A 25,129-nucleotide genomic window follows, 5' to 3' on the forward strand; every position below is an offset into this window, starting at 1 on the left:
ACAGCTAACTTACAGTCTGCCGCTTCTCTGTTTGATACCTAGTGGAGATGGAGAGATTCGAACTCTTGACCCCCTGCTTGCAAGGCAGGTGCTCTCCCAACTGAGCTACACCCCCAGAATAATCTGGCAACCACCTACTCTCCCATATCGTCTCCAATATAGTACCATCGGCCGCTTTGGTCTTAACCTTCGTGTTCGGGATGGGTACGGGTGTTTCCCCTAAGCGCATCGCCACCGGAATCTTTTTCGTGTCCTTGACTTGAACACTAAACAGTATATAAAACCCTTACTTACCTTTTCCGTTTTAGTTGGATTGCTCCAAACGAAATCAGTTCTTCTTCCTTAGAAAGGAGGTGATCCAGCCGCACCTTCCGATACGGCTACCTTGTTACGACTTCACCCCAGTTATCGGTCCCGCCTTCGGCAGCTCCCTCCTTTCGGTTGGGTCACTGACTTCGGGCGTTACTGACTCCCATGGTGTGACGGGCGGTGTGTACAAGACCCGGGAACGTATTCACCGCGACATTCTGATTCGCGATTACTAGCGATTCCAGCTTCATGTAGTCGAGTTGCAGACTACAATCCGAACTGAGACGTTATTTATGAGATTTGCTTCCCCTCACAGGTTCGCTTCCCTTTGTTTACGCCATTGTAGCACGTGTGTAGCCCAAATCATAAGGGGCATGATGATTTGACGTCATCCCCACCTTCCTCCAGGTTATCCCTGGCAGTCTCCCTAGAGTGCCCATCTTACTGCTGGCTACTAAGGATAAGGGTTGCGCTCGTTGCGGGACTTAACCCAACATCTCACGACACGAGCTGACGACAACCATGCACCACCTGTCTCCTCTGTCCCGAAGGAAAGGCACCGTTACGTACCGGTCAGAGGGATGTCAAGACTTGGTAAGGTTCTTCGCGTTGCTTCGAATTAAACCACATGCTCCACCGCTTGTGCGGGTCCCCGTCAATTCCTTTGAGTTTCATTCTTGCGAACGTACTCCCCAGGTGGAATACTTATTGCGTTTGCGGCGGCACCGAAGAGCTTTGCTCCCCGACACCTAGTATTCATCGTTTACGGCGTGGACTACCAGGGTATCTAATCCTGTTTGCTCCCCACGCTTTCGAGCCTCAACGTCAGTTACTGTCCAGTAAGCCGCCTTCGCCACTGGTGTTCCTCCTAATATCTACGCATTTCACCGCTACACTAGGAATTCCACTTACCTCTCCAGCACTCTAGTTTAACAGTTTCCAAAGCAGTCCCGCGGTTGAGCCCCGGGCTTTCACTTCAGACTTGCTATACCGTCTACGCTCCCTTTACACCCAGTAAATCCGGATAACGCTTGCCCCCTACGTATTACCGCGGCTGCTGGCACGTAGTTAGCCGGGGCTTCTTAGTCAGGTACCGTCATTTTCTTCCCTGCTGATAGAGCTTTACATACCGAAATACTTCTTCACTCACGCGGCGTCGCTGCATCAGGGTTTCCCCCATTGTGCAATATTCCCCACTGCTGCCTCCCGTAGGAGTTTGGGCCGTGTCTCAGTCCCAATGTGGCCGGTCACCCTCTCAGGTCGGCTACTGATCGTCGCCTTGGTAAGCCGTTACCTTACCAACTAGCTAATCAGACGCGGGTCCATCTCATACCACCGGAGTTTTTCACACTGTGCCATGCGGCACTGTGCGCTTATGCGGTATTAGCAGTCATTTCTAACTGTTATCCCCCTGTATGAGGCAGGTTACCCACGCGTTACTCACCCGTCCGCCGCTCAGTCAATAAAACTTCCATCCGAAAACTTCCGCTTTATCGCTTCGCTCGACTTGCATGTGTTAAGCACGCCGCCAGCGTTCATCCTGAGCCAGGATCAAACTCTCATGTTCAATGGTTTGACCGGTTCAAAACTTAGCTTGGCTAATTTTTTTACCGTTATTTACTATGGTTTTTGTTCTGAATTCTTTTTAAACTCAAGGTCTAAACCAGACCTTATTTTTAAAGAAATTTCAGGGTTTTACATACTGTTTAATCTTCAATTCTCAAGGTACTTTTGCTTGTTGCTCTCAGTTGTCTTTCTCAGCAGCAACTCTCATATTTTATCACAAGCAGTTCGCTTTGTCAACAACTTTTTTTACTTTTTTGAATTTCTTTTTTTCAAAAGACTTTCAAATCTCACCGGCTTGTCTGCTCTCGCTTGCCGGTGAAACATACTATATCATGTCCTTTTAAAGTTGTCAAGGGAATTTGTTCCATTTTTTTAAACAATTTTTTATTAATTTTATTCACCACTATATAATGCTGTTTTTATTAGATTTTATCTATATTTTGTGGTTATAAGGAAAAGCCGCTGCAAAAGAAAATTGTTCTTTTTTTCAGCGACTTTTTTAAATTGACTATTTAATATATACAATTATACACTTCCATGGAGAAGTCCCATAGCTACCTGAACTAAAAAATTATGGCCGTATAGGAAGGAAAGCCATTTACTGCCCTCAATCTGCTGAAAGATTGCCATTCCACCTTCTGTGCCTGCAAAGATTGTAAGTATCAGACAGCCAACCCAAATTAACAATAGGGCTTCTGCCCCACCCAGCACTGCTCCTGCAATTTGATTTACTCCTGACAAAATAGGCAGCTTGGCGATTAAGTCCATCCATCTCATAATTAAATGAATAGCAATAAATACTATTATAAACAAAACCACATATACAACAGCGCGAATAATAGTATTGCTTAAATATTCTTTAATATAATCTGCAAAGCGGTTTACCCCCAGCAGTTCGTAAACCTCAGTGTTATTATTTTCAATTAAGGTTTCTTTTAAATTAGAAGGCAGGTTCAGACTTTCAATAAACTCTCTTTGAGCAGACGGCTCTTCCTCTTCCTGCTGGTCCAGCCCTAAAGCTTTTGTAAAGCCTTTTTCTACGAACTGATGAACCGCCTGGTTCTCCGCCAGAGATTTGCTGATTTGAGGCACAAAAATATTTGCTGCCAGTATTGCAGCTACTAATGCCACCATAGACACTGCCTGTCTGATAAATCCGCGATAATGGCCATAGAGAGTCATTCCTCCTATAAAGAGAATCGTCGCTGCAGTCAGCCAATTTTCTGTTATCCATTTCATGTCATCACTGCCCTTCAGTTGTTTTTGTCCCAGATAATCGTTTTATTTTAATACGAATTTTCTGATTGCAGCTGCCACGCCGTCTTCCTCGTTGCTGACCGTAATATAATCAGCAATCTCTTTGAGAAATGGAGCGGCATTTCCCATTGCCACTCCTAAACCTGCCTGTTTTATCATAGTAATGTCATTTTCTCCATCGCCAAAAGCCATGGTTTCCTCTCTGGAAAGTCCTAAATGGGCTGCTAAATTTAAAAGTCCGCCGCCTTTTGTGGCTCCCAAACCATTGATTTCCAGATTATTGCCCATGGAAGAACTGACCAGAACATCTCCTCTTTTATTCAGCAGCTGTCTGATTTCCTCTCTCAGCTTTTTATCTGTAAAGAATATGCACATTTTATCTACCATTCGGCCGCCTTTGCGGATTTCTTCAATAATATTGGGATAAATTTGCCTGGTGCTTTTGATGATTTTCTGAACTCCTTCAGATAAACCATAATCGTCCAAATGGTTCATAAAACGTGCTTCAGACACTCCTCTTCCCTCTACATAGGCATCGTACATAACAGGATATTTTTCTGCCATCTCCATAATTTCTATGGTTTGTTCAGGCGTCATCAAGCTGGAGCTGATTATATTGTTTTCTTCCATATCTACGACTTTTCCGCCGTTTATAGTTATGGCATACCGCACTCCCGGTATATTTTTAACTGGTTCAGGAATCCCGTACACTGTCCTTCCTGTAGCCGGAACTATGTAGATTCCCCTGGCAATACATTCTTTTAAAGCCCTAAGATTTTCCTCTGAAAGGTCTTTATTTTCATTCAGCAAGGTCCCGTCCAGATCTAAAGCAATTAATTTGATTTCCGCCATATTAGATAAAATGCTCCTCCTTCAGAATAAGCAGGCCATCTTTATTATATTTAGGTGAAAATACGCCTGTAATCAGTTTCTTTAAAGACGGTTTTTCTGCTCTGTCCGCCGCTTCTTCAATCAGCTCTTCTGCGTTTTCCCTGGTAAGAGGAATTCCTTCTTCTTCCATAATTTCAATTCTTTCGTAAAGGGCCAGCATACTCTTTCCTGTAACGCTGCAGTCAATTTCACTTGCATATTTGCAGGCGTATTCAGCAAATTCATCAATATCCATTTCTCTGCTGTCTGCTCCGTCGCTATATGCCGGATCTCTGTAAGCTGCCGCTTCATTAACAGCCTGCTCATATTCTGGCTCTGGGTCCGGCGCTCTCATAGCTGCGCTTTTTGCCATTTCTCTTCTGGATATATCTCTTTTCTTAGAGGCATCTGCCTGGGCTAATTCTCTTCTGACAGGAGCCGCCATTTCCTCAGGCGTTTCAACCTGAATTTCAGGCTTCTTTACCTTTCTTGCAGGCTGAACCTGGCTTACTGGCTGCCTTGCTTTCACCGCCGGTTTTTCAGGCTCTGCAGTTCTGATAACCGCGGCCTTAGCCATTTTCTCCTCTTTTGCCGCCTGGCGCTTAACTGCCTCTTCTACATCCGCCAGTTTTTCTTCTGCATCCTCTCCGCTTCCGATACATTCAAATTTGCTTGCAAGCTGAGGATAATCGCGGTGAAGCTCTTCCATCTGGCGGGAATTGTCAATTAAAACTACAATAACTCCCGTTTCATCCTTGTCCATAAATGCATTTAATTCAGTTAAAACATTATGGTTCATATCACCGGCTTCTTCGACAATTAAATCTTTTCCCGCTATTTTATCGGCAACGGCAAAAATGCCTTTTTTATTCAGCTTAGAACCGCTGATTTTTACTACAGGCTGCTTGCTGCCCAGCTCCTTGTGAATCTTTTTCAGAGCATCAATTGCTATTTTAAGGCCTGTTTCTGGTTCCCTGGCTTCAATCATTAAATGATTTGCAGATTTTACATCTGTCTCGTCCCAAAGCTCTTCCACATCTAAATCGTCTGATTCTTCTAGTACATATTCGGCTGCCGCAGAATCTGATTCTGGTTCTGCCTCAGTTGTCTGGTCTGCCTGTAAATGGTCATAGCCCCGTTTTCTTTCTGGCATTGGAATTACATTTTTAATGTCTGTAAGAATTCTGGTTTGTTCAAACTCTTCTTCCTGAGTATTGTTAAAATCTTCTGCAGGAATCTGAGCCATTTCCCTGGCCAGCTTTTCCTCTGCCTCTTCCTCCCTCATTCTGGCCGCCAGCACAGCGTCAATGGGGGACACTGCTGATTCTTCTTCTACCTGTATATTCTGTTCTTCTTCCTGCTGATTTTGTGCCTCGTCAGCCTCTTCCTCATTTGCCTGCCAAGCAGCATTCTCCTGAGTATAAGGTTTATTTGGAACTTGAGCCTGCTTAGCCGGCTCTTCCTCGTCATATTCCTCAGGCACATTATACGCCTGCTCTACAGCTCTCAGTTTCGCTTCATATTTATCTCTGTTCTCCACCAAATCCATCTGGTATGAGGTCAGAGGCGCATACTGAAGTTTTAATTCCATGGCCTTATCTACATATTTTCCAAGTCCGAACATCAGCATAATTCTGTCGCACATCTGCACGCATTCTGCTCCCCGTCCAGCCTCATGGTAAAGAGCTGCCAGCTCATACAGCCATTTCTCATCTAATTCCATTTCCGTATATTGCTCCAGAGAATGAATCAGCTGCTCTGCAGGCGCTCCTTTTTCTTTTAAAATCATATAACGGAGCAGATGCTGTCTGGGATCTTCAGGTGCCAGGTCGCAAAATTCCCTGTAATAAGCCTCTGCCTCCTCCACATTTTTCTCTTTCATAGCCAGCTCTGTTAATTTGTAAAGAAGGCGTTTTCCAATGGGAGCCCGTTCAAATGCCAGCAGAAGAATATTTTTAGCTTCTGAATACTCTTCGTTTTTCTCATAAACCTGTGCCACCATGGACAATAGATTTGCATTGCGCACCCTTCGCCAGTCTATAGAATCGGCAATTTTCATTGCTGTTTCATAATCACTTTTGCTGACAAGTTTCTTTATCTGATCAACCTTCACATTAAACTCGTACTTATCCATTTTTGAATCTCCCTGTCGCTTATCCTAGCGAAATTACAATTCCACTCTGCCTTCCAGCGCTCTGAGCAAGGTAACTTCGTCTATGTACTCCAAATCTCCGCCTACCGGCACGCCGCTGGCAATCCTGCTGACCTTTATTCCTGTAGGCTTTATTAGTTTGCTGATATACATTGCCGTTGTCTCTCCCTCCAGACTGGAGTTAGTGGCAATAATTACTTCTTCCACATCTCCCTGAAGCCTTTGCATAAGCTCCTTCAGGCGAATGTCATTAGGGCCAATTCCCAGCATTGGCGAAATGGCTCCATGCAAAACATGGTATACTCCGTCATACTTTCCCGTTTTCTCATAAGCAGCTAAATCCCTGGTATTTTCCACAACCATAATTGTTCTGTGGTCTCTTTTGTCACTGCTGCAAATAGGGCACAGCTCTTTGTCTGTAAGAGTAAAACACTCTTTACAATATCTAACATTTTTTTTGGCCTCAGTAATTGCCCCCGCCAAATGTTCCACCTGTTCTGAAGGCATATTTATAATGTGAAATGCCAGACGCTGAGCTGACTTGTTTCCCACGCCGGGAAGTTTTGACAATTCCTCTATTAGTTTTGTAATCTGACTGCTGTAATAATCCATAATATTAGAATGGGAAGCCTCCGCCCAAACCGCCAAGTCCGCCTGTCAATTTAGACATTGCAGCTCCTGAAGCCTCTTCCACCTGGCGCAAAGCTTCGTTGGTTGCCGCTACAATTAAGTCCTCCAGCATCTCAATATCACCTGGATCTACTACCTCTTCTGACAGCTTTACGGAAATAATTTCTTTTTTTCCGGAAATAGTTACTGCTACAGCTCCTCCGCCTGCACTTGCTGTGTACTCCTTTGTCTCCAGCTCTTTTGTTGTCTCTTCCATCTGCTTCTGCATCTTCTGAGCCTGTTTCATTAAGTTAGTCATATTGCCAGGCATTCCGCCTGGAAAACCGCCACGTTTTGCCATGGTGTTATCCTCCTGATTATTAATCTTCTATAGTAATATCCATATGAATATTTGCTTTCAATTCTTCTTCACTTACATAGACTGTGTCAAAACGTTCTCCTCCGCCTGCCAGTCTGGCTTTAAAGTAAATAGATTTTCCATAATTTTCTTCTACAAACCGTTCAATTTCGCCTAGAACGGTGGCCCTGCTGCCTATAGCATAATTTTCTGCACTGGAAAATACAATGCACAGACAACTTTCTCCGCTGGGCTCCACAACTGTATTCCGAAAGCTGGCCCGAATGGAACCTCCCAGCTCCCGTATAATTTTCCCCCACTCGTTGCGCACTAAATTCAAATCGTCCAGCTGCGCCTTGGGAATACTGACTTGCTTTGCCGGCTCCCGGGATGCTGCAGTTCCTTTTTCTCCTCCGGCTAAAGCCCCTTGAACCGTCCCTGTATTTTCTGTCTCTCCCGCTAAAACAGTTCCATTTGAAATAGTTAAATTGCTAAATAGTCTTCCGTCCTCCAGCTTGTCTTCAATTTCCTGCAGCCGCTGCAATATGGAATCGTAATTTTCCTCCATTGCCGGTTTTGTCAGCCTGATAAAAGCCAGTTCTATCAGCACTCTCTTCTGAACTGCATATCTGATCTGATTTGACAAATCAGAAAAGACTCTGATGTACCGCATCAATGTTTCTACATGAGTCAGCCCCGCCTCTTCCTTCATAAGACGGATATTGTCCTCCGACATATCCAGCATATTTTCCGCGTCCTCCGCTGTCATTAAAAGCAGCAGATTTCTCATATACCAAATAAAATCGCTGACAAATTGCCCCAGCTCTCTGCCTTGAACTACAGTTTCCTCCACCTGGTAAATACAACTTTTTGTGTCTCCCTCTGATATAGCCCGAAACAGCTTGCTGAACACAGATGTATCTACAGCGCCTAAAACTTCCAGCACATTTTCATAAGTCAGCAGCTTTCCATAGTGAAAAGCTACGCACTGGTCCAACAGGCTTAATGCATCTCGCATAGAGCCGTCCGCCGCTCTGGCAATATAAGCCAGGGCTTTCTCCTCCACCTGAATCTGCTCTGCCTTTGTCAGCTCATCCAATCTGGTCGTTAATGTAGCAAGGGTAATTCTTTTAAAATCATACCGTTGACACCTGGATAGTACTGTAATGGGTATTTTATGGACCTCTGTAGTGGCCAAAATAAATATAACATATGACGGAGGTTCCTCCAGTGTTTTTAAAAGAGCGTTAAACGCTCCTGTAGAAAGCATATGAACCTCATCTATAATATATACCCTGTACTTTCCCTCTGTGGGAGGATATTGTACCTGCTCTCTAATATCCCTGATATTCTCCACGCCATTGTTGGAAGCCGCGTCAATCTCCACCACATTTAAAGAGGCTCCGCTGTTAATGCCATTACATGTAGGACATTCATTGCAAGGGCTTCCGTCAACCGGATTTTCACAGTTGACGGCCCTGGCAAAAATTTTTGCTATACTTGTTTTTCCTGTTCCTCTGGTTCCGCAGAACAAATATGCATGTCCTATACGCTGGGATGTGATCTGATTTTTTAATGTCTGTACAATATGGTCCTGACCTTTTACGTCCTCAAATGTGAACGGCCGCCATTTCCGATACAAAGCTGTATATGACATGTTTCAAAACTCCTTTAGTTATCTCCAAAGCTGATTCCCATATCTTTTGCATCTTGAATCATAGAGCAGTTGGGATCCACTGTTTTTAATTTTCCAGCCACTTCTTCCAGAGGCACCTTTGTAATATCATTGTTCTTTACAGCCACCATATAGCCGTATTCTTTTTTCTTAATCAGCTGAGCTGCCGCCGCGCCTAAACGGGTGGAAAGAACTCGGTCGTAAGGACATGGAGCGCCGCCTCTCTGCATGTGTCCAGGTACTGTAACTCTGATTTCCTGCCCTGTTTTTTCTGAAATCTGGGCTCCAATCTCATATGCAATAGACGGATATGCCGGGCTGGTTTTTTTCTTTTCTTTTAATTCTTTTTTTGTCAACTGGGCGTCCTCTTTAGAGATCGCGCCCTCTGCCACTGCTAAAATAGAAAAACGTTTTCCCTTTTTTGTTCTGGACTTAATTGCATCCACTACAACATCAATGTCATAGGGAATCTCCGGAATTAGGATAATGTCCGCGCCGCCGGCAATTCCTGCATGAAGAGTCAGCCAGCCAACCTTATGTCCCATAACTTCTACAATAAAAACTCTTCCGTGAGAAGCAGCTGTTGTGTGAATACAGTCAATAGCGTTAGTGGCAATATTAACAGCGCTTTGAAAGCCAAATGTCATATCTGTGCCCCAAAGATCATTGTCAATTGTTTTTGGAAGAGAGACTACGTTTAAGCCTTCTTCCCGCAGAAGGTTTGCTGTCTTTTGGCTGCCGTTGCCCCCCAGTACTACAAGGCACTCCAGCTTCAGCTTTTTGTAAGTGTGCTTCATGGCCTCCACCTTATCAAGACCATTTTCATCCGCCACCCGCATCAACTTAAACGGTTGTCTGGATGTTCCGAGAATTGTGCCCCCTTCTGTCAAGATTCCTGAGAAATCAGACGGCTTCATAATATGGTAATCTGCATAAATCAATCCTTTGTAGCCTTCTTCAAACCCAATGATCTCTAAATCATCATACATATTATAGAGGGCCTTCGCCACTCCCCGCATTGTCGCGTTTAAACTTTGACAATCACCGCCGCTGGTCAGCATTCCTATTCTCATCTTCCAAGCACACCCTTTCTTCTTATATAAATAGATGACACCATCAGTATACTCATGGTATAGTTCACCCATTTTGTAATTATAATACAAACACTTTTCCGGGGCAAGGGAAAAATAGAACTGTTTCTTTTTCCATGAATTAAAAAAAAGCCCTTTCAGGCTTTTCATAAGTTTGGTTACAGATTTTTATATTTTAATCCGTGCATCCCGCTTTGAACATAATTCACAGACGTTACTTCTGCAGTTAACTCGGTCCAGGCGACCTTACGGCACACAAGAGCTTCCACTTAGTGCTGCTGCATTCCTGCCCTGACACGGTTCATGGATTCCTGTTGCGCAAGACCCAGACTTCAACGCCACTTACAAAAGGCAGCTCTGCAAAAATACGCCCGAGGCGGGATATCACCCCTGCTGGAGCGGATTGCAGGTACAGGGCACCGCTATCTCCCCGGCTGCACGGAAACTTTATGACAAATGAAGTTATAGCTTGTTAAGTATACAGTTTTAGGAAGATTTTGTCAAGCTTTCCTTCCTTTTTCTAAGCTCTTTGAAAAAGCTTTTCAGCATCTGGGAACAAGCCTCCTCCAAAACACCGGATATAAGTTCTACCTGGTGATTAAATCCAGGTTCGTCAAGTAAATTCATAACAGAGCCTGCACATCCCGCTTTCGGATTCATACTGCCGATTACAGCTCTGGGAATTCTGGCCTGAACAATAGCTCCTGCGCACATAGGACACGGCTCCAAAGTAATATATATGGTACAGTCCTCCAGTCTCCAATCTCCTATTTTTTTGCAGGCTTTTTTTATAGCAATAATTTCCGCATGTGCCAGTACAGAATGATCTGTCATTCTTCTATTATACCCCCGGCCAATAATTTTTCCCTGATGAACAATTACGCAACCAATGGGAACCTCATTCAGAGCCTCCGCTTTTTTAGCCTGGCGGATGGCCTCTTTCATAAACTTCTCTTCTTCCGTCATTTTTTGTTCCTCTTTCCATCATTCTCAATTCGTGTTATACTCCAGTATAAACGACTACTGAAAGAATGGAAATATAAAATTATGAAAATTTGCGGATTTCAAAAAACAACTCTTCTGGACTTTCCCGGCCATGTGGCTGCTACTGTATTTCTGGGAACATGCAACTTCAGATGCCCATTCTGCCACAACAGCCAGCTGCTGGGTTCCGACGCTGCCAGCTTATTTACTGAAGATCAGATTCTTGCTCTTCTTTCAAAAAGGAAAAAAATTCTGGAAGGCGTATGTATTACCGGAGGGGAACCTACTTTATCTCCTGATTTAGAGAGCTTCATTAAAAAGGTTAAAGACCTGCAGCTTTCTGTAAAATTGGATACCAACGGCTATCAGCCCTCTGTGCTGAAATCCCTGGGGCACAAAGGGCTGCTTGATTACGTTGCTATGGATATTAAATCCAGCCCGGAAAATTACAGCATGACAGCCGGATGTTCTAATTTGAACCTGGATTATATTCAGGAAAGTATTGACTATTTAAAGCAAGGGAATATTCCCTATGAATTTCGTACTACCGTCGTAAAAGGTCTTCACACTGAAGATGACTTTGAAAAAATCGGTCCATGGATTCAGGGCGCTCCCAATTATTTTCTCCAAAGCTATGTAGAATCAGATCAGGTTCTTTCTCCAGGCTTTGGCAGTTACTCTAAAGAGGAGCTGCTTACCTTTGCCCGATTAGTGGAGCCTTATGTTGGGTGTGTACAGCTGCGAGGCGTGGATTATTAATGTCCCTGCCTTACTTCTGTGTACCAGTATCCAAATTTTCCATTGTCTACCGGCTGTCTGCTGGATAATACAAAGTGCGGAAAACCGAACATTGAAGCCATATTCTTTTCACTGCTAAAGTAATGTCCCGGTACTCCCAGCAGATATCTGGGCTTCCCTGACGGATTGTTCAACTTCACAATTATTAAATACCTATAATTATAAAACCCGTGGAGCAAAAAGCTATTGTTGCCAAATCCCCAGTTTTCTCTGGGCAGCAAGCCAATATCCTGAGGTTTTATGCTTAAAATCTCGCAACCGTTTTCATATTCAAATGCCTGAATTTTAGGATATTTTTTTCTGAAGCTGCTCCACAGAGTCTCCATATTTGTTTCCGCGTCTCCCTTTTCTAAGACCTCCGGCTCTTCTTTTGGCTCTGCCGGCAAAGGAACCTCCTGCTGGGACTGGGCTGGTTTGGCAGCTTCCTGCTGTATCTGATTTTTTGTCTGAGAACCTTCCTCCATCTGAGGCGGCACTGTTGGCCGCTGAACCTGGTCAGCCTCCCTCTGTACTTGCCGCGGACCTGGCTGCTGTAAATTTACGTTCTGCAGACCATATTGCCTTTGGAAAATTGATTTTTCCCAGGGGCGCGCTTCAACCATTCTTCTCTTTAAAATATCCTCAATAGGCGATGATTGCTGGGGCTGAGGCTGAGACTGAGGTTGTGGAATCTCCGCCTGAATATTTTTTACATCTTCTGCGCCAGACGGCAGCTTAACTTCCTGCTCTGATACAGGTAATGCAGCGCTGTTTACTTGGCTGTCTGATTCGGCGGCGTTTTTCTGGTTCTGTCCTTGCTGCCTTTGAACCTGTTCCTCCTGCACTTGGTATTCTTGTTCCGGTTGCAGCTGCACTTGCTCCTGATCCACCTGTTCTTGATATACCTGTTCCTGCTGTACCAAATCTTGCTGTACTTGCTCTTGCTGTGCTTGTTCTTGCTGTATCTGTTCCTGCTGTACTTCCTGGCGCAGCTCTTCCATGGCAGCTTCCTGCTGTTTTTTATCTTCCTCCTGATTTAACATATTTTCCGACGTTACATCAGCCAGCTCTACCTCGGCAGCATGTGTCACTGCGTCCTCCCAGATAGTCGTATAGTTCTGCCAGTTATTTTTTACATCATGGATCGTCAGGCCATAGCAATCGTCCATTGTATTTCCGGAACCTTCCACGTTGTCAACCTTTACAACTGTGCGGAACTCTCCGGCTCCTGACCTGATAAAAATTTTTCCTATAAAAATTTCTCCGTTAGATGTAAGCAAATATACTCCTGTATCATTGCTGCCTACGTAAACCTTTTTCACATTTGCATTGATTTTACACTGACCGTTTCTAGCCTCAATTTTTGCAAAACCAATATTCTTGCCTTTCACACCGCCTTCATAGGCGTAGATATATGAAATTAACCTGCGATAATTAGACATACTATCACCTCTCTGTTAGCTATTCTATGCTGACAGGTGTGAAAAGTATGACTGAATTCAAATAATTCTTTTATTCTAAGGCCTTTTCCAGTTTTTCTATTACAATTTTTAAGGCCTGAATTCTGGCAATTTTTTTATCTACAGACGGCAAAATATGCCATGGGGCATAAGAGGTGCTGGTTTTCTGAAGCATCTCGTTTACCGCCTTTTCATATTCGTCCCATTTTTCTCGATTCCGCCAGTCTTCATCTGTAATTTTCCACTGCTTTTCCGGAGTATTCTGCCGCTCTGTAAATCTGGCCAGCTGCGTTTCTTTATCAATTTGAACCCAGAATTTAATTACAACAGCTCCCCATTCTGTCAGTTCCTTCTCAAACTCGTTGATCTCATTATAAGCTCTCTTCCAATCGTTTTCACTGCAGAAGCCCTCCAGACGCTCTACCATAACCCGTCCATACCAGGTTCTGTCAAAAATTGCAATGTGCCCTGTTTTGGGAAGGCGTTTCCAAAATCTCCAAAGATAATGCCTTGCTTTCTCGTGGGGCTCCGGGCTGGCGATTGGATGTACCTCATATCCTCTGGGATCTAATGCCTCTGTAAGTCTTTTTATATTGCCTCCTTTTCCAGCTGCATCCCAGCCTTCATATGCAATAACCACCGGCACTCTTTTTCGGTACAAACGGTTGTGAAACTCCCCCAGCTTTTTCTGAAGCTGCTTCAGCTCAGCCTTATATTTTTCCTCCTCCATTGTCTCCTCCAGCTTTACCTCAGAAAGCTTAGGCATTTTTATAAGGGGAAATACATTTTGAATAATAGGCACTGCCAAACGTTCATTTTGAAGTCCCACCTGGATTCCGCTGCAAATAGTCTCCATAAGCTGAAGCTCCGCCCATTTTCTATTTTTAGCGTCAATAATATACCAAGGCGCATTGGCTGTATTAGTATCCGTTAAATATCTTGAAAAGATATTTTGACATTTACTGTAATGTTTACTTTGCATTAAATCATTTTTACTTACACGCCACTTTGTATCTTTATTCGCTTTTAATTGGTTTAAACGTTTCTCCTGCTCTTTTTCACTGATATTCAGGAAAAATTTCAGTATTATATATCCATTATCTGTAAGCTGCCGCTCAAACCTTTTAATACTGTCAATAATCTGAGCATACTTGTTATCATCCATTTCCCCTGAGAAACGGGACTTGGAAACCTGATCCATCCACCCTGAATCCAGAAAAGTAAACTTTCCTGCTTCTGGTATCTGAACAAAATACGGATATAAAAATGGTTTTCTTTTTTCTTCCTCTGAAGGAGCGGACATAGATGCCACTTTAAAAAACCTGGGATCAATATTTTTAATAATCTGTCCAATCTCGCTTCCTTTTCCTGCCGCGCCCCAACCTTCAAACAGCACCAGCACAGGAAGCTTACGTTCTTTAATCTGAAGCTGTTGAATTTCCAGCAAGTCCCTGGCCTTCGCCAGTCTTTCTTTTATTTCTTCTTCCTCAGGCATTTCTGGTTTTTCCCATTTATTCAGCATAAATGTCCTCCTTTTTGAAGCTATTTTTGCATATTATCCATAATATTAGCCAGATCAGCAAATTGCTTTAATGTTAAAGCCTCGCCTCTCACTGTAGGGGAGACGCCCAGCTGTTCAATTGCCCTGGCAATCTCTTCTTTAGAAAAAGAAAGCTCCGGTGAATTATTTAAACCATTCTGCAGCGTTTTCCTTCTCTGGTTAAAAGAGGCGCGGATTAACTGAAACATTAACTTAGGACTGACTACCTGAACAGGACTTTCCTCATAGCGAGTCAGCCTGATTACTGCTGATCCTACATTAGGCCTTGGTATGAAACAATTAGGCGGTACGTTGGCCACTATGTAAGGTTCTGCATAATATTGAACTGCCAGGGATAGCGCTCCATAATCTTTCGTTCCAGGTCCTGCCTGCATTCGCTCAGCCACTTCCTTCTGCACCATTACAGTAATATTATCAATAGGAACCTGGCTTTCAAATAATCCCATAATAATTGGGGTTGTAATATAATATGGAAGGTTTGCCACCACCTTTATGGGACGCCCACCATTGTACTCTTCCGCTAATTTTTTTATATCCACTTTCAAAATGTCTTCATTAATCACTGTTACATTGCTGTAGTCCTTTAAAGTCTCCCCTAAAATAGGAATTAAATTAGTGTCAATTTCAACAGCTATAACTTTTCCTGCCGCCTCTGCCAAATATTGAGTCATAGTGCCAATTCCAGGCCCGATTTCTAAAACCATATCTTCTTTTGTCAGTCCTGCCGCCCGAATAATCTTTTCCAACACATGAGGATCAATTAAAAAATTCTGACCGAATTTTTTCTGAAATGCAAATTCATATTTTTGTATTATTTCAATGGTTTTTTGGGGATTTCCTAATTTATTATCCATATTCTTTTCCTAACGTTTCATTTATTTTTTATGGTTATAAGCGTTTAACGCCCGTATTTTTCTATTAACTTTGCAGACCACTTTAACAGTATCTCTGAATTTTGTTTTAATTCATCTGCTTTACTTTGTTCATCTACTGGTTGCGCTTCCCATTGACTATAAGACATAAAAAGCTTTAAAATTCTCTTTTCTTCGCCAGAAAGCTTTGTCAGCAGCTGTGCCCTTTTCTTTATATAAACATGTTCTCTGTAATAATAATCTGCCTGTATCACAAATACTGCTGATTTATATAATTCCTTTAATATCTCTAAATTTTTTTCATGTAATATATTGTGTACACACATATGATAAATATTACATGCTCCTGTTAATACCGCTTTTCCAATATCTTCTTTTGTAATAAAGCCTGCCAGCTTATCAATACTGCCATAAACTGGCGCAGTATCATAATAGAACTGAAACAAATCTGATTTTTCCCAGTGTTCCAGTTCCTGTTTTCCTGACAAGAAGCCGCAAATTAATTCTCTAAATGGCAGTTTAGATATAGCCTTGTCATAGATTTCCAAGTCTGCTATTTCCAGCTTATCTAAAATCACAACCACATCAATATCGCTGTGCTCTCCAGCTTCACCCCGGCCCCGACTGCCTTGAAGTCCAATAAATTCCAGCCTGTCTCCAAATATACTTTTTATAAGCTCAGTAAAATCTTTCATCCACAAATTAATATCCAGCATCTTCTCTCCTTTTTATTAAACTGTAATTTCAACTTTCCCTTAGTTATCAGACTGACATGGACTATTAAACTTCCTCGAACTCACTATTTTCCTTAATACTCAGATGTCTTTAATTCTGTACAGCTTCCTGGCATTTTCCTCTGTGATTTTTATTACTGTATCTGCTTCCAAACCTTTAATTTCCGCCAATGCATTTACTATATATGGAAGATTTAAGGACGAATTTCTTTTTCCTCTGTTTGGCACTGGTGAAAGGTATGGGCAGTCTGTCTCTAAAACAATCCTGTCTATAGGTGCATATGCGGCTACCTCCTTTAACTTTTTTGCGTTATTAAAGGTAAGAACGCCTCCTATCCCTAAATAAAATCCCATTTTAAGATATTCCTCCGCCATTTCTGTCCCATAAGAAAAGCAGTGAATTACCCCTCCAATTTTTTCTCCACGCTCCGCCTTCATTATATCTAATGTATCTTTTGCCGCGTCCCGGCTGTGTATCACTACAGGAAGCCCTACTTCTCCTGCCAAGCGAAGCTGACGAATAAACCATTTCTTCTGAATATCTCTATCAGGTTCATCCCAATAATAGTCCAGTCCTATTTCTCCAATTGCCACCACCCGCTCATTTTCTGCCATGGCTTTTAATTCTAAAATTTTCTCCTCATCCAGCTCTGCCGAATCACTTGGATGAACGCCTACTGCGCCATAAAGAAAAGGATAATTATGAAGTAATTCTAATGTCCGTCTGCTGGATGCTATACTAGAGCCAATATTCACAGCATGCCCAATCCCACTAACCTGCAGACTATTTAATATTTCTTCTCTGTCCATGTCAAATGCGCTGTCATCATAATGTGCATGTGTATCAAAAATCATAGCTGTCACTCCTATATGCTTTGTCCTTAATATTCATATTGCTATATTATATATTAATCGCCATCTTTACTGCTGTCAAAACAATCATGTGAAGAGGATAAAAAATATACGGAAAATATCCTGTTTTCATTCCCTGTCTTCCATTGTACCTGCCAATCAGAAAAAACACCAGCAAATATCCGACTTCAAATGTTGCCTGTATCATACATATAAGAATAATACTTCCTATTATTAGCCGCTCTTCTTTTTTATTTCTTAATTGATACATTGCCGCTATAAAGGCAACTCCCCAAAAACAATAATCTGATTTAATCCCCCAGGACACCACCATGCCCACAGCTACAGCCAATATTTGGAAAATTGTATGCTTTTTCCATTTTTCCATAGCAATTAATGTTAATAAACTAATCAGCAAAGTAAAAAATATATTTTGAAACCCTATATCCCAAAGTCTTCCCGAAATCAACATATTAAATGGAATTTCAGAAATAACCGCCAAAACTCCTAACCTTACTGCATATTTTCTCCGACTACTTGTGTATATAAATCCCTCTGCCAGTAAAAAAGCAAATAGGGGAAATGACAATCTCCCTATGAACCGAAAACAAAAATAGACCTGATGCAAAAAAGGCAGGTCAGGACTTGACGTCATAAGAGGTATTATAAAAACAATGGCTAAATGATCAATAACCATTGTCACCATTGCTATTATTTTTAATTGAAAGGCGGTAAAACCAGGGAGTTTTTTATGTGAATAATAGGTGGGCATCAGAAGAACTCCTTCATTATAACTTTATTAGTACGTCAAAACCTCCAGGCTGAAATAATATCAACCTGAAGGTTCTTAGTTAAAAAATTTAAAACTTACCTTTTTGTTATTTCAATGCCATCAGTACGAGTACTAAACATTTCTACATCTTCACCTTTATAAACCACATGCAGACCTCTTAAACGATACCATTCATTTACTTCATGGCCTTTTACCTCAAAACTAAGAATCATCTCAGACAGTGGGCCGTCATTCTCTGATGTTAAAGTAAAACTTTTATAGTCCACCTGATTCCAATCCTCAGTTTCATCATCCCACTGATCTATAAAAATTGTTGTTTTAATTTCATCAACAGGTGAATGGCAAAAGGTAGCTGCATATATCCCAATTCTGCCGTTCTCTGGGTTTGAGATTTCCAGAAAACCGTCTGACAGCCACGTGCCCTTTGGATTATTAAACTTTTCTCTCGCAACATTACTAGGAGAAAAAACCGTCTCCTCATTAGGATTATATGAGTATCCTATGGTTTGTTTCGCATATGTAGGTACTGATAGTCCAAATACCAGCATCATTGACAATATAATACTTCTTATTTTCACTTTAACTCTCCTTTACTCAATATAATACAAATATTCAACAATTTTAGCAAACTCATCTCCATCTAAAATACCTGTTAATGAATAGTACGCGGTATCAGTTTCAATTCTAGTACTATATTCAAATTTATCTTCATAAGCTGCTTCTCTGAAAATCTTTAAATCCGCTTTTAGATTATAATTATAAACTGTTTTGTACTCTTCTCTATCAGATATATGAGTTCCTGTACCCTTATCATTCTGGCCCATTTGATAGAAATAAATATTTTGATCGTTATATAACAATTTTAATGTAGCATAATTTTCTTCAATAATTACATTCTTCAACGTCAAACCTTCCGGTATATAGCCCAATCTCAAAGCTGATATATTGATTTCACGTTCTATTTTTTTATATGCTGTATTTAAACTACCTGCTTCATCTACAGTTTTTACATTTCTCCACGCTATATCATTCCTATTACCTTCAATATCCAACTCCTTATATTTCATTTGACTTTTACCAGTCGCATTTATACAGAAACCAGCAGCGGTAATTGCCAAAGCTGCAGCAATCAACCCAGTTTTGACCATACGTTTTAGGCGGGCATGGCGCCTAGAAGAATCAGGATAACTTTTCTTGTGTTCGTCCTTTAAAGGCACAGGCTGAATTCCCCTCTGGTTAATCTTGGCCATAATAGTGGCAAATTCATCCTTAGGTGCCTTCCAGTCAGAAGGAAGCTCATCACGATGCTCTGTGGCATCATCCAGCATTTTCTCCAGCTGTTCCTTGGAAAAACCGAAAGCTGTCTTGATGTCTTCATCTATGAAATTTTTTTCTGATTGGTTTTTCCCATATTGTTTCACATTGCACCTCTCTAAAGCGAAAATCCTGTAGTTCCCATATGTTTTAGGGTTGACTTTTATACTGTTCTGGGTAGTATAGTAATAGAAGTATTATAAGAATCCCATTTCAGGAGGTAACTATTACATGAAAAAAATCATCCTGACCGGCGGTGGAACAGCCGGGCATGTTACTCCGAATCTTGCCCTCATCCCTTCTCTAAAGGAACTTGGATATGAGATTCACTATATTGGCTCCTATCAAGGTATGGAAAAGAAATTAATTGAAGATGCTGGTATTGACTATCATGGCATCTCTTCCGGTAAACTTCGCCGATATTTTGATCTGAAAAATTTTTCCGATCCCTTCCGTGTTTTAAAGGGCTACGGCGAGGCATTAAAATTAATGAAAAAATACAAACCGGATGTTGTATTTTCCAAAGGTGGTTTTGTTGCTGTTCCAGTTGTTTTGGCTGCGAAACATTATAAAATTCCAGCCATCATCCATGAATCCGATATGACACCAGGACTTGCGAATAAAATTTGCATTCCTTCTGCTAAGACTATTTGCTGTAATTTTCCGGAGACATTAAATTATCTCCCAAAAGACAAGGCAATTCTTACTGGTTCTCCTATTAGAAAAGAACTTTTGGAGGGAGATCGTCTAACTGGGCTTCAATATGCTCATCTCTCTGCCAATAAACCTGTTATTTTAGTTATCGGCGGAAGCTTAGGCTCTATTACTGTAAACTCTGCTGTCCGCAAGGTTCTTCCAAAGCTTTTAAACAGATATCAGGTAATACATATCTGCGGAAAAGGAAATCTGGATGAATCCCTTATTAATTTAGACGGATACAAACAGTATGAATACGTAGATACACCTTTAAAACATTTTTTTGCCGCTGCAGATATTGTAGTCTCCAGAGCAGGCGCCAACTCCATTTGCGAAATTCTGGCTCTCAGAAAACCTAATGTGTTAATTCCGCTCTCCGCCGCTGCTAGCCGGGGAGATCAGATACTTAACGCGAAGTCTTTTGAGAAGCAAGGATTCAGTACTGTATTGGAAGAGGAGCAATTAACAGAGTTCTCATTAGAACAAGCAATTCTGGATACAGACCAAAATCGCAACTCCTTTATCAAAGCGATGGAACAAAGTCCTCTTTCCAATGCAGTGGATACGATTATTCAGCTGATCGAATCTTATTCCACTCAGTAATCTTTATAATCCGGCCCCAACCTTTTCTTCAATTCTAATCTAGCTTTCATCAATCGGGAGCGGCAGGCCGTTCCCGAAATTCCTAAAATCTTACCTGCCTCACTACTGGTATAGTCTAGTAAACAGCAGTAAAGAATTACCTCTTTCCAATCATCGCGCATTTCCATAATACAATCATAAAGTCGTTTATACTTTTCTTTATCCACAACTGTGTCGGCAATATCTTTGCTAACAAGATGTAACAGATTTCCGACTTCTATCATTCCTTCTTCAGAATCCATGCTAATAATTTCAGGACGATATTTTCTCCAATAATCCAGACATTTTCTTATGAGAATCGTCGTTAACATAGATTTTCTGTTGCTCATGTTTACTGGATAATGTTTGTAATACGAAATAAAAGTTTCTTGAACAATATCATCTACATCGTCACGAGGGATTTTGTAATGCATTGCGATGATGCGCAAAGACTCCTGATATGTTTCATACATGGATTGGAACATCTCATTTATCATTGGTTCCATGTTATCTCCCTTGTATGATTACTGTAATTCTCCTTTTATTTGATTTGCAACCTCAGCCAGCTCTTCAGCGCTTGCTTTGCCTGGCTCCCACGCTACCATCACCGGTCCGTTGTCATACCGGGGGATTACATGTACATGAAAGTGAAAAACTGTCTGACCTGCTGCAGTTCCGTTATTCTGTACTACATTAAATCCGGAACAATTTAATGATTTCTTCATTGCAGCTCCTATCTTTGCCGCCACAGAAAGTACTTTCTCTGCTGTCCTTTCATCTAAAGAACATAAATCTGCAAAATGATTTTTCGGCAGAATTAATGCATGTCCTCTTGATGCCGGACTAAGATCCAGTATCACCCGAAAATCCGGATCCTCATAAATTGTTGCAGACGGTATTTCTCCATTTGCAATTTTGCAAAAGATGCAGTCTTTCTCTTTCATTTTATCCTCCTCATTTGTATTTCTTTATTCATTCTAATCTGCTTGGCTTGCGGTAAAATACTGCAGCAAGCAGAATTCCCAGAATCAAACCGCTTATATGGGCGGCGTTGTCTACCCCCGTTCCTGTAAAGCCGTAATACAAAGAACAAATTACTAACATAATCAGTTGTCTGCTGCTTAAATCTTCTAGTCGTCCTTTATTTACAGCCACTGCATAGATTAATCCACCTATTACACCAAAAATAGCTCCTGATGCACCAGCAGAAACGGTTAAGCGATTGCTCTGAATGCTAATTAGCATGGAGATTATATTGGCACCTGCTCCGCAGACAAAGTAAAAAATAAAATACTTAATTTCTCCAAGCGCTCTTTCCAGATTATCCCCCAGTACAAATAGGATAATCATATTATTCAGCAAATGGGAAAAGCCAATGTGTATAAACATAGACGTAAATATACGATAATATTCACCTTGTTCCACTACAAGAGGCGCGTACATTGCCCCATATCGCTTCAGCAAATCCAGATCTTCCGTTGGGCCCTTTAACTCCAGAAACAGAAAATACAGGACATTAACCACAATAATGGTTATGTTGACATACGCTCTCTTCTTATAGTAAAACTGTTTCATTATACACTCCTTGCGTTGCATATTGCTATTTTAACATAATTCGTAATATTTGTTAAGATCATATAAACAAAAAGCCCTGGTCTGCTATGTATATTTCATCGCCTATTTCGACAAAAATCGACTCATTAGCTTCAAGAGTTTTTCCTCTTACAACCGTGCCGTTTGTAGAGTTTAAATCAGTTATCCTATATCCACTTTCCTCCCGGTCAATTCTTACATGGAGACGACTTACAGTTTCTTCTTTCATCACATAATCTACCAACGATTCCTGTTTGCCAATAAGAAATGGATAGTAAGGAATCACTATCTCCTCCCTATCTCTTTTTAGGCTGATTAGTCTGCGTATTTCAGCCCGTTCTCCTGAGTTTTTCAATAACACTGTATCATCCCTGGAAAGCCTTTGAACATCTGCCTGAATCAGCGCATCTTTGCTCTCCTCTTTCTCCTCAGGTTCTTCTATCTCTAAAAGCCATGGATTAATAACCTTTTCTTTTTTGGTCTGCTCCAGGTTACTTTCTCCTTTCTCAGGCCTGATTCTCAAGTTAAAAATTTTTTTCAGCCATAGATCCTTCTTAATCTTTTCTGGTTCAGCTGCTGATAAGGATAATTGTTTCTCTTGATTTTGTCCTTTATAATTATATTCCCTACCCCCTGACTCTTTCAAGCAGTTTTCTTCTATATATGTATTTTTTTCTTTGCCGTATATTTCAGCATCACACTTTTCGCTATGTATCAACCGCAATAGATCCCTAATCCCATAATTTTCTTTTTGGCTTTCCTGATATAAGCTGTAGCCTAAAACAACTCCCTCCTTATCTTTATGGTTCAGTTTTCCTAAAAGATACTGAAGAAGCTGCCTTAATAATTCTGGAAAGCTTTCATCTCTTCCTGGCACAAAGCATAAATAAACCTTCCCATTTTCCGGTTCTACATAAATATATTCTGCAGACAAAAGAACATGGCGTTCTTCTAAGAGATAGATTCCCATTTCTTCCAATGCCTTGGCAATACCACAAATCAATGTCTTTAGCTCTTCCGCTCCAACTGCACGGCTGTCTAACATACGACTTAGCGGTTGTCTGGACGTAATTTCATAATAATAGTATATTTTCTTATCTATTTGCTTCAGATAAAAGTTTAATAAGCCCTGAATTTTATTTTCTTCCAGCATTCTGATTTCATAGCTTTCTGTTTCTGCTGAATCCGGCTCAATAATCAGATAATTATGTCTCATTTCTCTTTGATATTTAATTTCCATCCTTCTTTTCCTCATTATCAAATATAGATATCATCCTCATAAAGTTTTCCGGATCATAGATCTCTGTTTCTAAATTGATAGACCATTCATTATTTTTGATTTCGCCCTTTACGGTATTTCTGTTTACAGATGTCTCCAATTGCCACTCTTTTGAAAGTAACCTGCTGACCCGCTGCCCCTTTTCAATATTAATACGGCCTCCCTCCTCCTGGTGGCGCAGCTTCTCCACCCTTTGCTGTAAAGCCATTGCGCCACAGGTTTCATCGTGTATTTTATATGCATTTTGAATCAATGTGCAAAGTACAAGTAAGACTAAAGACATCACGGCCGCGGCCTCAACTGTATAACTAGCTGCAGCCTTATATGTAAATAACTTTTTTATAGAAAAGTAATCCAGATTCCTACAGGAAAGGCAAATGGGAGAAATGGCACGGTTTTCCCGGAAACAGAAATATTTTTTATTTTTCCCCATAGAAAAATACCCATTGTAAAAACTCCGCAAAGCATTACTGAAATACTGAACAAAAGAATATTTCTTTGAAAACCAAGAAAAATACCTGTTACTAAAAAGAATAAGCCGTCTCCCTCTCCTATAGCCCCACATGTCATACGACTTAGAAACAGCAGGCCTGTACCTAAAGAAATGCTTAATAAAATTGCCTGCAAATCCTGCAAATGCAGCAGACACAGATTGATATACCAGGCCAAACTTCCAAAAAGACCATATACCCATATTCCTACCTCTTTCCTCTTTGCATCCTGCCAGGAAGCAATACTGATAAAACTAATAAATACGATCTGCCTTGCTGTATTCATAACTAACATTTTCTCCTCACCTTCCCTTAGAACAATATGTACATGGCCCCAGATATTCTACCTCATTTAAAGGTACTGCTTTCACATAAGCTGTAATAGAACTGCAGCTGCTGTCTTTATGAAAACTAATACCACTGGGCATAATATAAACAGTACCTTCCTTTATTCCTCCTGCACATCTGCTGCAGGGGTAGTACTTTCCCCCATTTGTATTTCGTGCTGTCTCCAGCTGTTCATAATCAACAGCTGTTAGCTGATTATATAAATAGTGACATAATCGAGAAGTATGATACCTTGTACTTCCTTTTCCTATATATACTGTTTGATTTTCTTCTGATAATTGCCCGCTGTCTCCCACTCCCAAAAGCCCATCAATTCCAATCCAGGCCCTGCGGCAGCATCTGGCAGTCTGCTTTACAGATTCCAAACGAAATACTGGAAAAGGAAGATTTATTTCATAATCAATAATTAAATCAATATTTTCTCCATCAGCCATAATCCTTGACCTGGCTGCAGACAACTTGCCCACAGCCTTGGTATCCAGTATTTTATGCATCTCCCTCTCAATCATCGCCGCTGTTATGCTCTTTAAAAATATGTTTGTATCTTCACCGGATATTTTTCCAGTATTGATAAAAAACCCTTTTTTTGTTTGTTCTTCAATATAAATATACTGGGCCGCTTTTTCTCCTACATTCTCTAAAGCAGCCTGTACCTGTCTCCTTGTATTCATTATTTTCATAGAAAGCATTAAAAGTACTATAAAAAACAAAAAAAGTGATAAGCCAATGGCTGCTTCTACAGCCATACTTCCCTTTAAACTGATAAGTAGAAGGTCAGACAGACACACCCTTTTCTCAGAATGCTTTCTATCTAAGGGGGACTGTACTTGGAGAGTTACATTGATTATTTTTTCCATCCGATTCTGC

25 protein-coding genes, 1 tRNA gene, 2 rRNA genes and 1 other RNA gene are annotated in these 25,129 nt (G+C 41.1%); 2 read left to right on the plus strand and 27 right to left on the minus strand.

All coding sequences use genetic code 11. The features are described from left to right. Positions 1–42: 42 nt before the first annotated feature. From C1A07_RS08035 to tadA, 12 genes are all read right to left on the minus strand, one after another. A tRNA-Ala gene (locus C1A07_RS08035) sits at positions 43–115 on the minus strand. Between the two features lie 6 nt (positions 116–121). After that, a 5S ribosomal RNA gene (rrf, locus tag C1A07_RS08040) occupies positions 122–239 on the minus strand. A 107-nt stretch (positions 240–346) separates the two neighbouring features. Continuing rightward, positions 347–1,876: ribosomal RNA gene (locus C1A07_RS08045) — 16S ribosomal RNA — on the minus strand. 524 nt (positions 1,877–2,400) lie between these two features. Beyond that, the gene (locus C1A07_RS08050; RefSeq protein WP_101876654.1) at positions 2,401–3,114 is read right to left on the minus strand and encodes a CvpA family protein; all 714 of its coding nucleotides are present in this window, start codon (positions 3,112–3,114) and stop codon (positions 2,401–2,403) included. A gap of 42 nt (positions 3,115–3,156) precedes the next feature. Continuing rightward, a complete protein-coding gene (locus tag C1A07_RS08055; RefSeq protein WP_101876655.1) occupies positions 3,157–3,984 on the minus strand; it encodes a Cof-type HAD-IIB family hydrolase in 828 nt (275 codons plus the stop codon). 1 nt (position 3,985) lies between these two features. Beyond that, entirely contained in the window at positions 3,986–6,136 is a 2,151-nt protein-coding gene (locus C1A07_RS08060; protein ID WP_101876656.1) for a hypothetical protein, read from the minus strand. A 33-nt stretch (positions 6,137–6,169) separates the two neighbouring features. After that, complete coding sequence (gene recR / locus C1A07_RS08065) at positions 6,170–6,766, minus strand: recombination mediator RecR (RefSeq protein WP_101876657.1); 597 nt, start codon at positions 6,764–6,766, stop codon at positions 6,170–6,172. 4 nt (positions 6,767–6,770) lie between these two features. Beyond that, on the minus strand, positions 6,771–7,124 hold the full coding sequence (locus tag C1A07_RS08070; protein ID WP_101876658.1) for a YbaB/EbfC family nucleoid-associated protein: 354 nt from the start codon (positions 7,122–7,124) through the stop codon (positions 6,771–6,773). 19 nt (positions 7,125–7,143) lie between these two features. Continuing rightward, positions 7,144–8,778: a DNA polymerase III subunit gamma/tau gene (gene dnaX, locus C1A07_RS08075; RefSeq protein ID WP_101876659.1), complete on the minus strand. Its 1,635-nt coding sequence runs from the start codon at positions 8,776–8,778 to the stop codon at positions 7,144–7,146. Positions 8,779–8,792: 14 nt separating this feature from the next. Further along, the gene (locus C1A07_RS08080) at positions 8,793–9,869 is read right to left on the minus strand and encodes a 6-phosphofructokinase (RefSeq protein WP_242972279.1); all 1,077 of its coding nucleotides are present in this window, start codon (positions 9,867–9,869) and stop codon (positions 8,793–8,795) included. Between the two features lie 198 nt (positions 9,870–10,067). Next, positions 10,068–10,329, minus strand: an RNA gene (gene ffs / locus C1A07_RS08085) — signal recognition particle sRNA large type. A gap of 44 nt (positions 10,330–10,373) precedes the next feature. After that, a complete protein-coding gene (tadA, locus tag C1A07_RS08090) occupies positions 10,374–10,853 on the minus strand; it encodes a tRNA adenosine(34) deaminase TadA (RefSeq protein ID WP_101876660.1) in 480 nt (159 codons plus the stop codon). 81 nt (positions 10,854–10,934) lie between these two features. Here tadA and C1A07_RS08095 point away from each other — a divergent pair, with 81 nt between their 5' ends. Beyond that, positions 10,935–11,630, plus strand: a complete 696-nt coding sequence (locus C1A07_RS08095; RefSeq protein WP_101876661.1) for an anaerobic ribonucleoside-triphosphate reductase activating protein — start codon at positions 10,935–10,937, stop codon at positions 11,628–11,630. Here the strand turns inward: C1A07_RS08095 and C1A07_RS08100 are convergent. From C1A07_RS08100 to C1A07_RS08135, 8 genes are all read right to left on the minus strand, one after another. After that, positions 11,627–13,090 carry a hypothetical protein gene (locus tag C1A07_RS08100; RefSeq protein ID WP_101876662.1) on the minus strand — a complete coding sequence of 488 codons (1,464 nt, stop codon included), beginning with the start codon at positions 13,088–13,090 and terminating at the stop codon, positions 11,627–11,629. The two genes, C1A07_RS08095 and C1A07_RS08100, sit on opposite strands and share 4 nt — an antisense overlap. Positions 13,091–13,160: 70 nt before the next feature. Further along, on the minus strand, positions 13,161–14,630 hold the full coding sequence (gene pap, locus C1A07_RS08105; protein ID WP_101876663.1) for a polyphosphate:AMP phosphotransferase: 1,470 nt from the start codon (positions 14,628–14,630) through the stop codon (positions 13,161–13,163). A gap of 20 nt (positions 14,631–14,650) precedes the next feature. After that, entirely contained in the window at positions 14,651–15,523 is an 873-nt protein-coding gene (gene rsmA, locus C1A07_RS08110) for a 16S rRNA (adenine(1518)-N(6)/adenine(1519)-N(6))-dimethyltransferase RsmA (RefSeq protein WP_101876664.1), read from the minus strand. Positions 15,524–15,567: 44 nt separating this feature from the next. After that, positions 15,568–16,257, minus strand: a complete 690-nt coding sequence (locus C1A07_RS08115; protein ID WP_101876665.1) for a nucleotidyltransferase domain-containing protein — start codon at positions 16,255–16,257, stop codon at positions 15,568–15,570. Positions 16,258–16,356: 99 nt separating this feature from the next. Beyond that, positions 16,357–17,130, minus strand: a complete 774-nt coding sequence (locus C1A07_RS08120) for a TatD family hydrolase (protein WP_101876666.1) — start codon at positions 17,128–17,130, stop codon at positions 16,357–16,359. A gap of 46 nt (positions 17,131–17,176) precedes the next feature. Beyond that, positions 17,177–17,899, minus strand: a complete 723-nt coding sequence (locus C1A07_RS08125) for a TraX family protein (protein WP_101876667.1) — start codon at positions 17,897–17,899, stop codon at positions 17,177–17,179. A gap of 95 nt (positions 17,900–17,994) precedes the next feature. Continuing rightward, complete coding sequence (locus C1A07_RS08130) at positions 17,995–18,498, minus strand: DUF6147 family protein (RefSeq protein WP_101876668.1); 504 nt, start codon at positions 18,496–18,498, stop codon at positions 17,995–17,997. 12 nt (positions 18,499–18,510) lie between these two features. Next, positions 18,511–19,341, minus strand: a complete 831-nt coding sequence (locus tag C1A07_RS08135) for a DUF4367 domain-containing protein (protein ID WP_101876669.1) — start codon at positions 19,339–19,341, stop codon at positions 18,511–18,513. Positions 19,342–19,465: 124 nt separating this feature from the next. Between C1A07_RS08135 and C1A07_RS08140 the strand changes: the two genes are divergently transcribed. Next, positions 19,466–20,533, plus strand: coding sequence for an undecaprenyldiphospho-muramoylpentapeptide beta-N-acetylglucosaminyltransferase (locus tag C1A07_RS08140; RefSeq protein WP_101876670.1), 1,068 nt, complete (start codon positions 19,466–19,468; stop codon positions 20,531–20,533). Here C1A07_RS08140 and C1A07_RS08145 read toward each other — a convergent pair. The 7 genes from C1A07_RS08145 to C1A07_RS08175 are packed head-to-tail and all read right to left on the minus strand — an operon-like array spanning position 20,527 to position 25,119. Continuing rightward, a complete protein-coding gene (locus tag C1A07_RS08145) occupies positions 20,527–21,057 on the minus strand; it encodes an RNA polymerase sigma factor (protein WP_101876671.1) in 531 nt (176 codons plus the stop codon). The two genes, C1A07_RS08140 and C1A07_RS08145, sit on opposite strands and share 7 nt — an antisense overlap. A gap of 18 nt (positions 21,058–21,075) precedes the next feature. Next, positions 21,076–21,495 carry an HIT family protein gene (locus C1A07_RS08150; RefSeq protein ID WP_101876672.1) on the minus strand — a complete coding sequence of 140 codons (420 nt, stop codon included), beginning with the start codon at positions 21,493–21,495 and terminating at the stop codon, positions 21,076–21,078. Positions 21,496–21,523: 28 nt separating this feature from the next. After that, positions 21,524–22,126: a rhomboid family intramembrane serine protease gene (locus tag C1A07_RS08155; protein WP_101876673.1), complete on the minus strand. Its 603-nt coding sequence runs from the start codon at positions 22,124–22,126 to the stop codon at positions 21,524–21,526. 58 nt (positions 22,127–22,184) lie between these two features. After that, complete coding sequence (locus C1A07_RS08160; RefSeq protein ID WP_242972280.1) at positions 22,185–23,384, minus strand: DUF6382 domain-containing protein; 1,200 nt, start codon at positions 23,382–23,384, stop codon at positions 22,185–22,187. Then, a complete protein-coding gene (locus C1A07_RS08165; RefSeq protein ID WP_145996045.1) occupies positions 23,374–23,709 on the minus strand; it encodes a hypothetical protein in 336 nt (111 codons plus the stop codon). The genes C1A07_RS08160 and C1A07_RS08165 overlap by 11 nt, the downstream gene beginning before the upstream one ends. Before the next feature lie 53 nt (positions 23,710–23,762). Continuing rightward, positions 23,763–24,200, minus strand: coding sequence for a prepilin peptidase (locus C1A07_RS08170; protein ID WP_180952209.1), 438 nt, complete (start codon positions 24,198–24,200; stop codon positions 23,763–23,765). 16 nt (positions 24,201–24,216) lie between these two features. After that, on the minus strand, positions 24,217–25,119 hold the full coding sequence (locus C1A07_RS08175) for a TadE/TadG family type IV pilus assembly protein (protein ID WP_145996046.1): 903 nt from the start codon (positions 25,117–25,119) through the stop codon (positions 24,217–24,219). Positions 25,120–25,129 lie beyond the last annotated feature (10 nt).

Origin of the sequence: Lachnoclostridium edouardi, assembly GCF_900240245.1 — a bacterium.
GTDB lineage: Bacteria > Bacillota > Clostridia > Lachnospirales > Lachnospiraceae > Lachnoclostridium_A > Lachnoclostridium_A edouardi.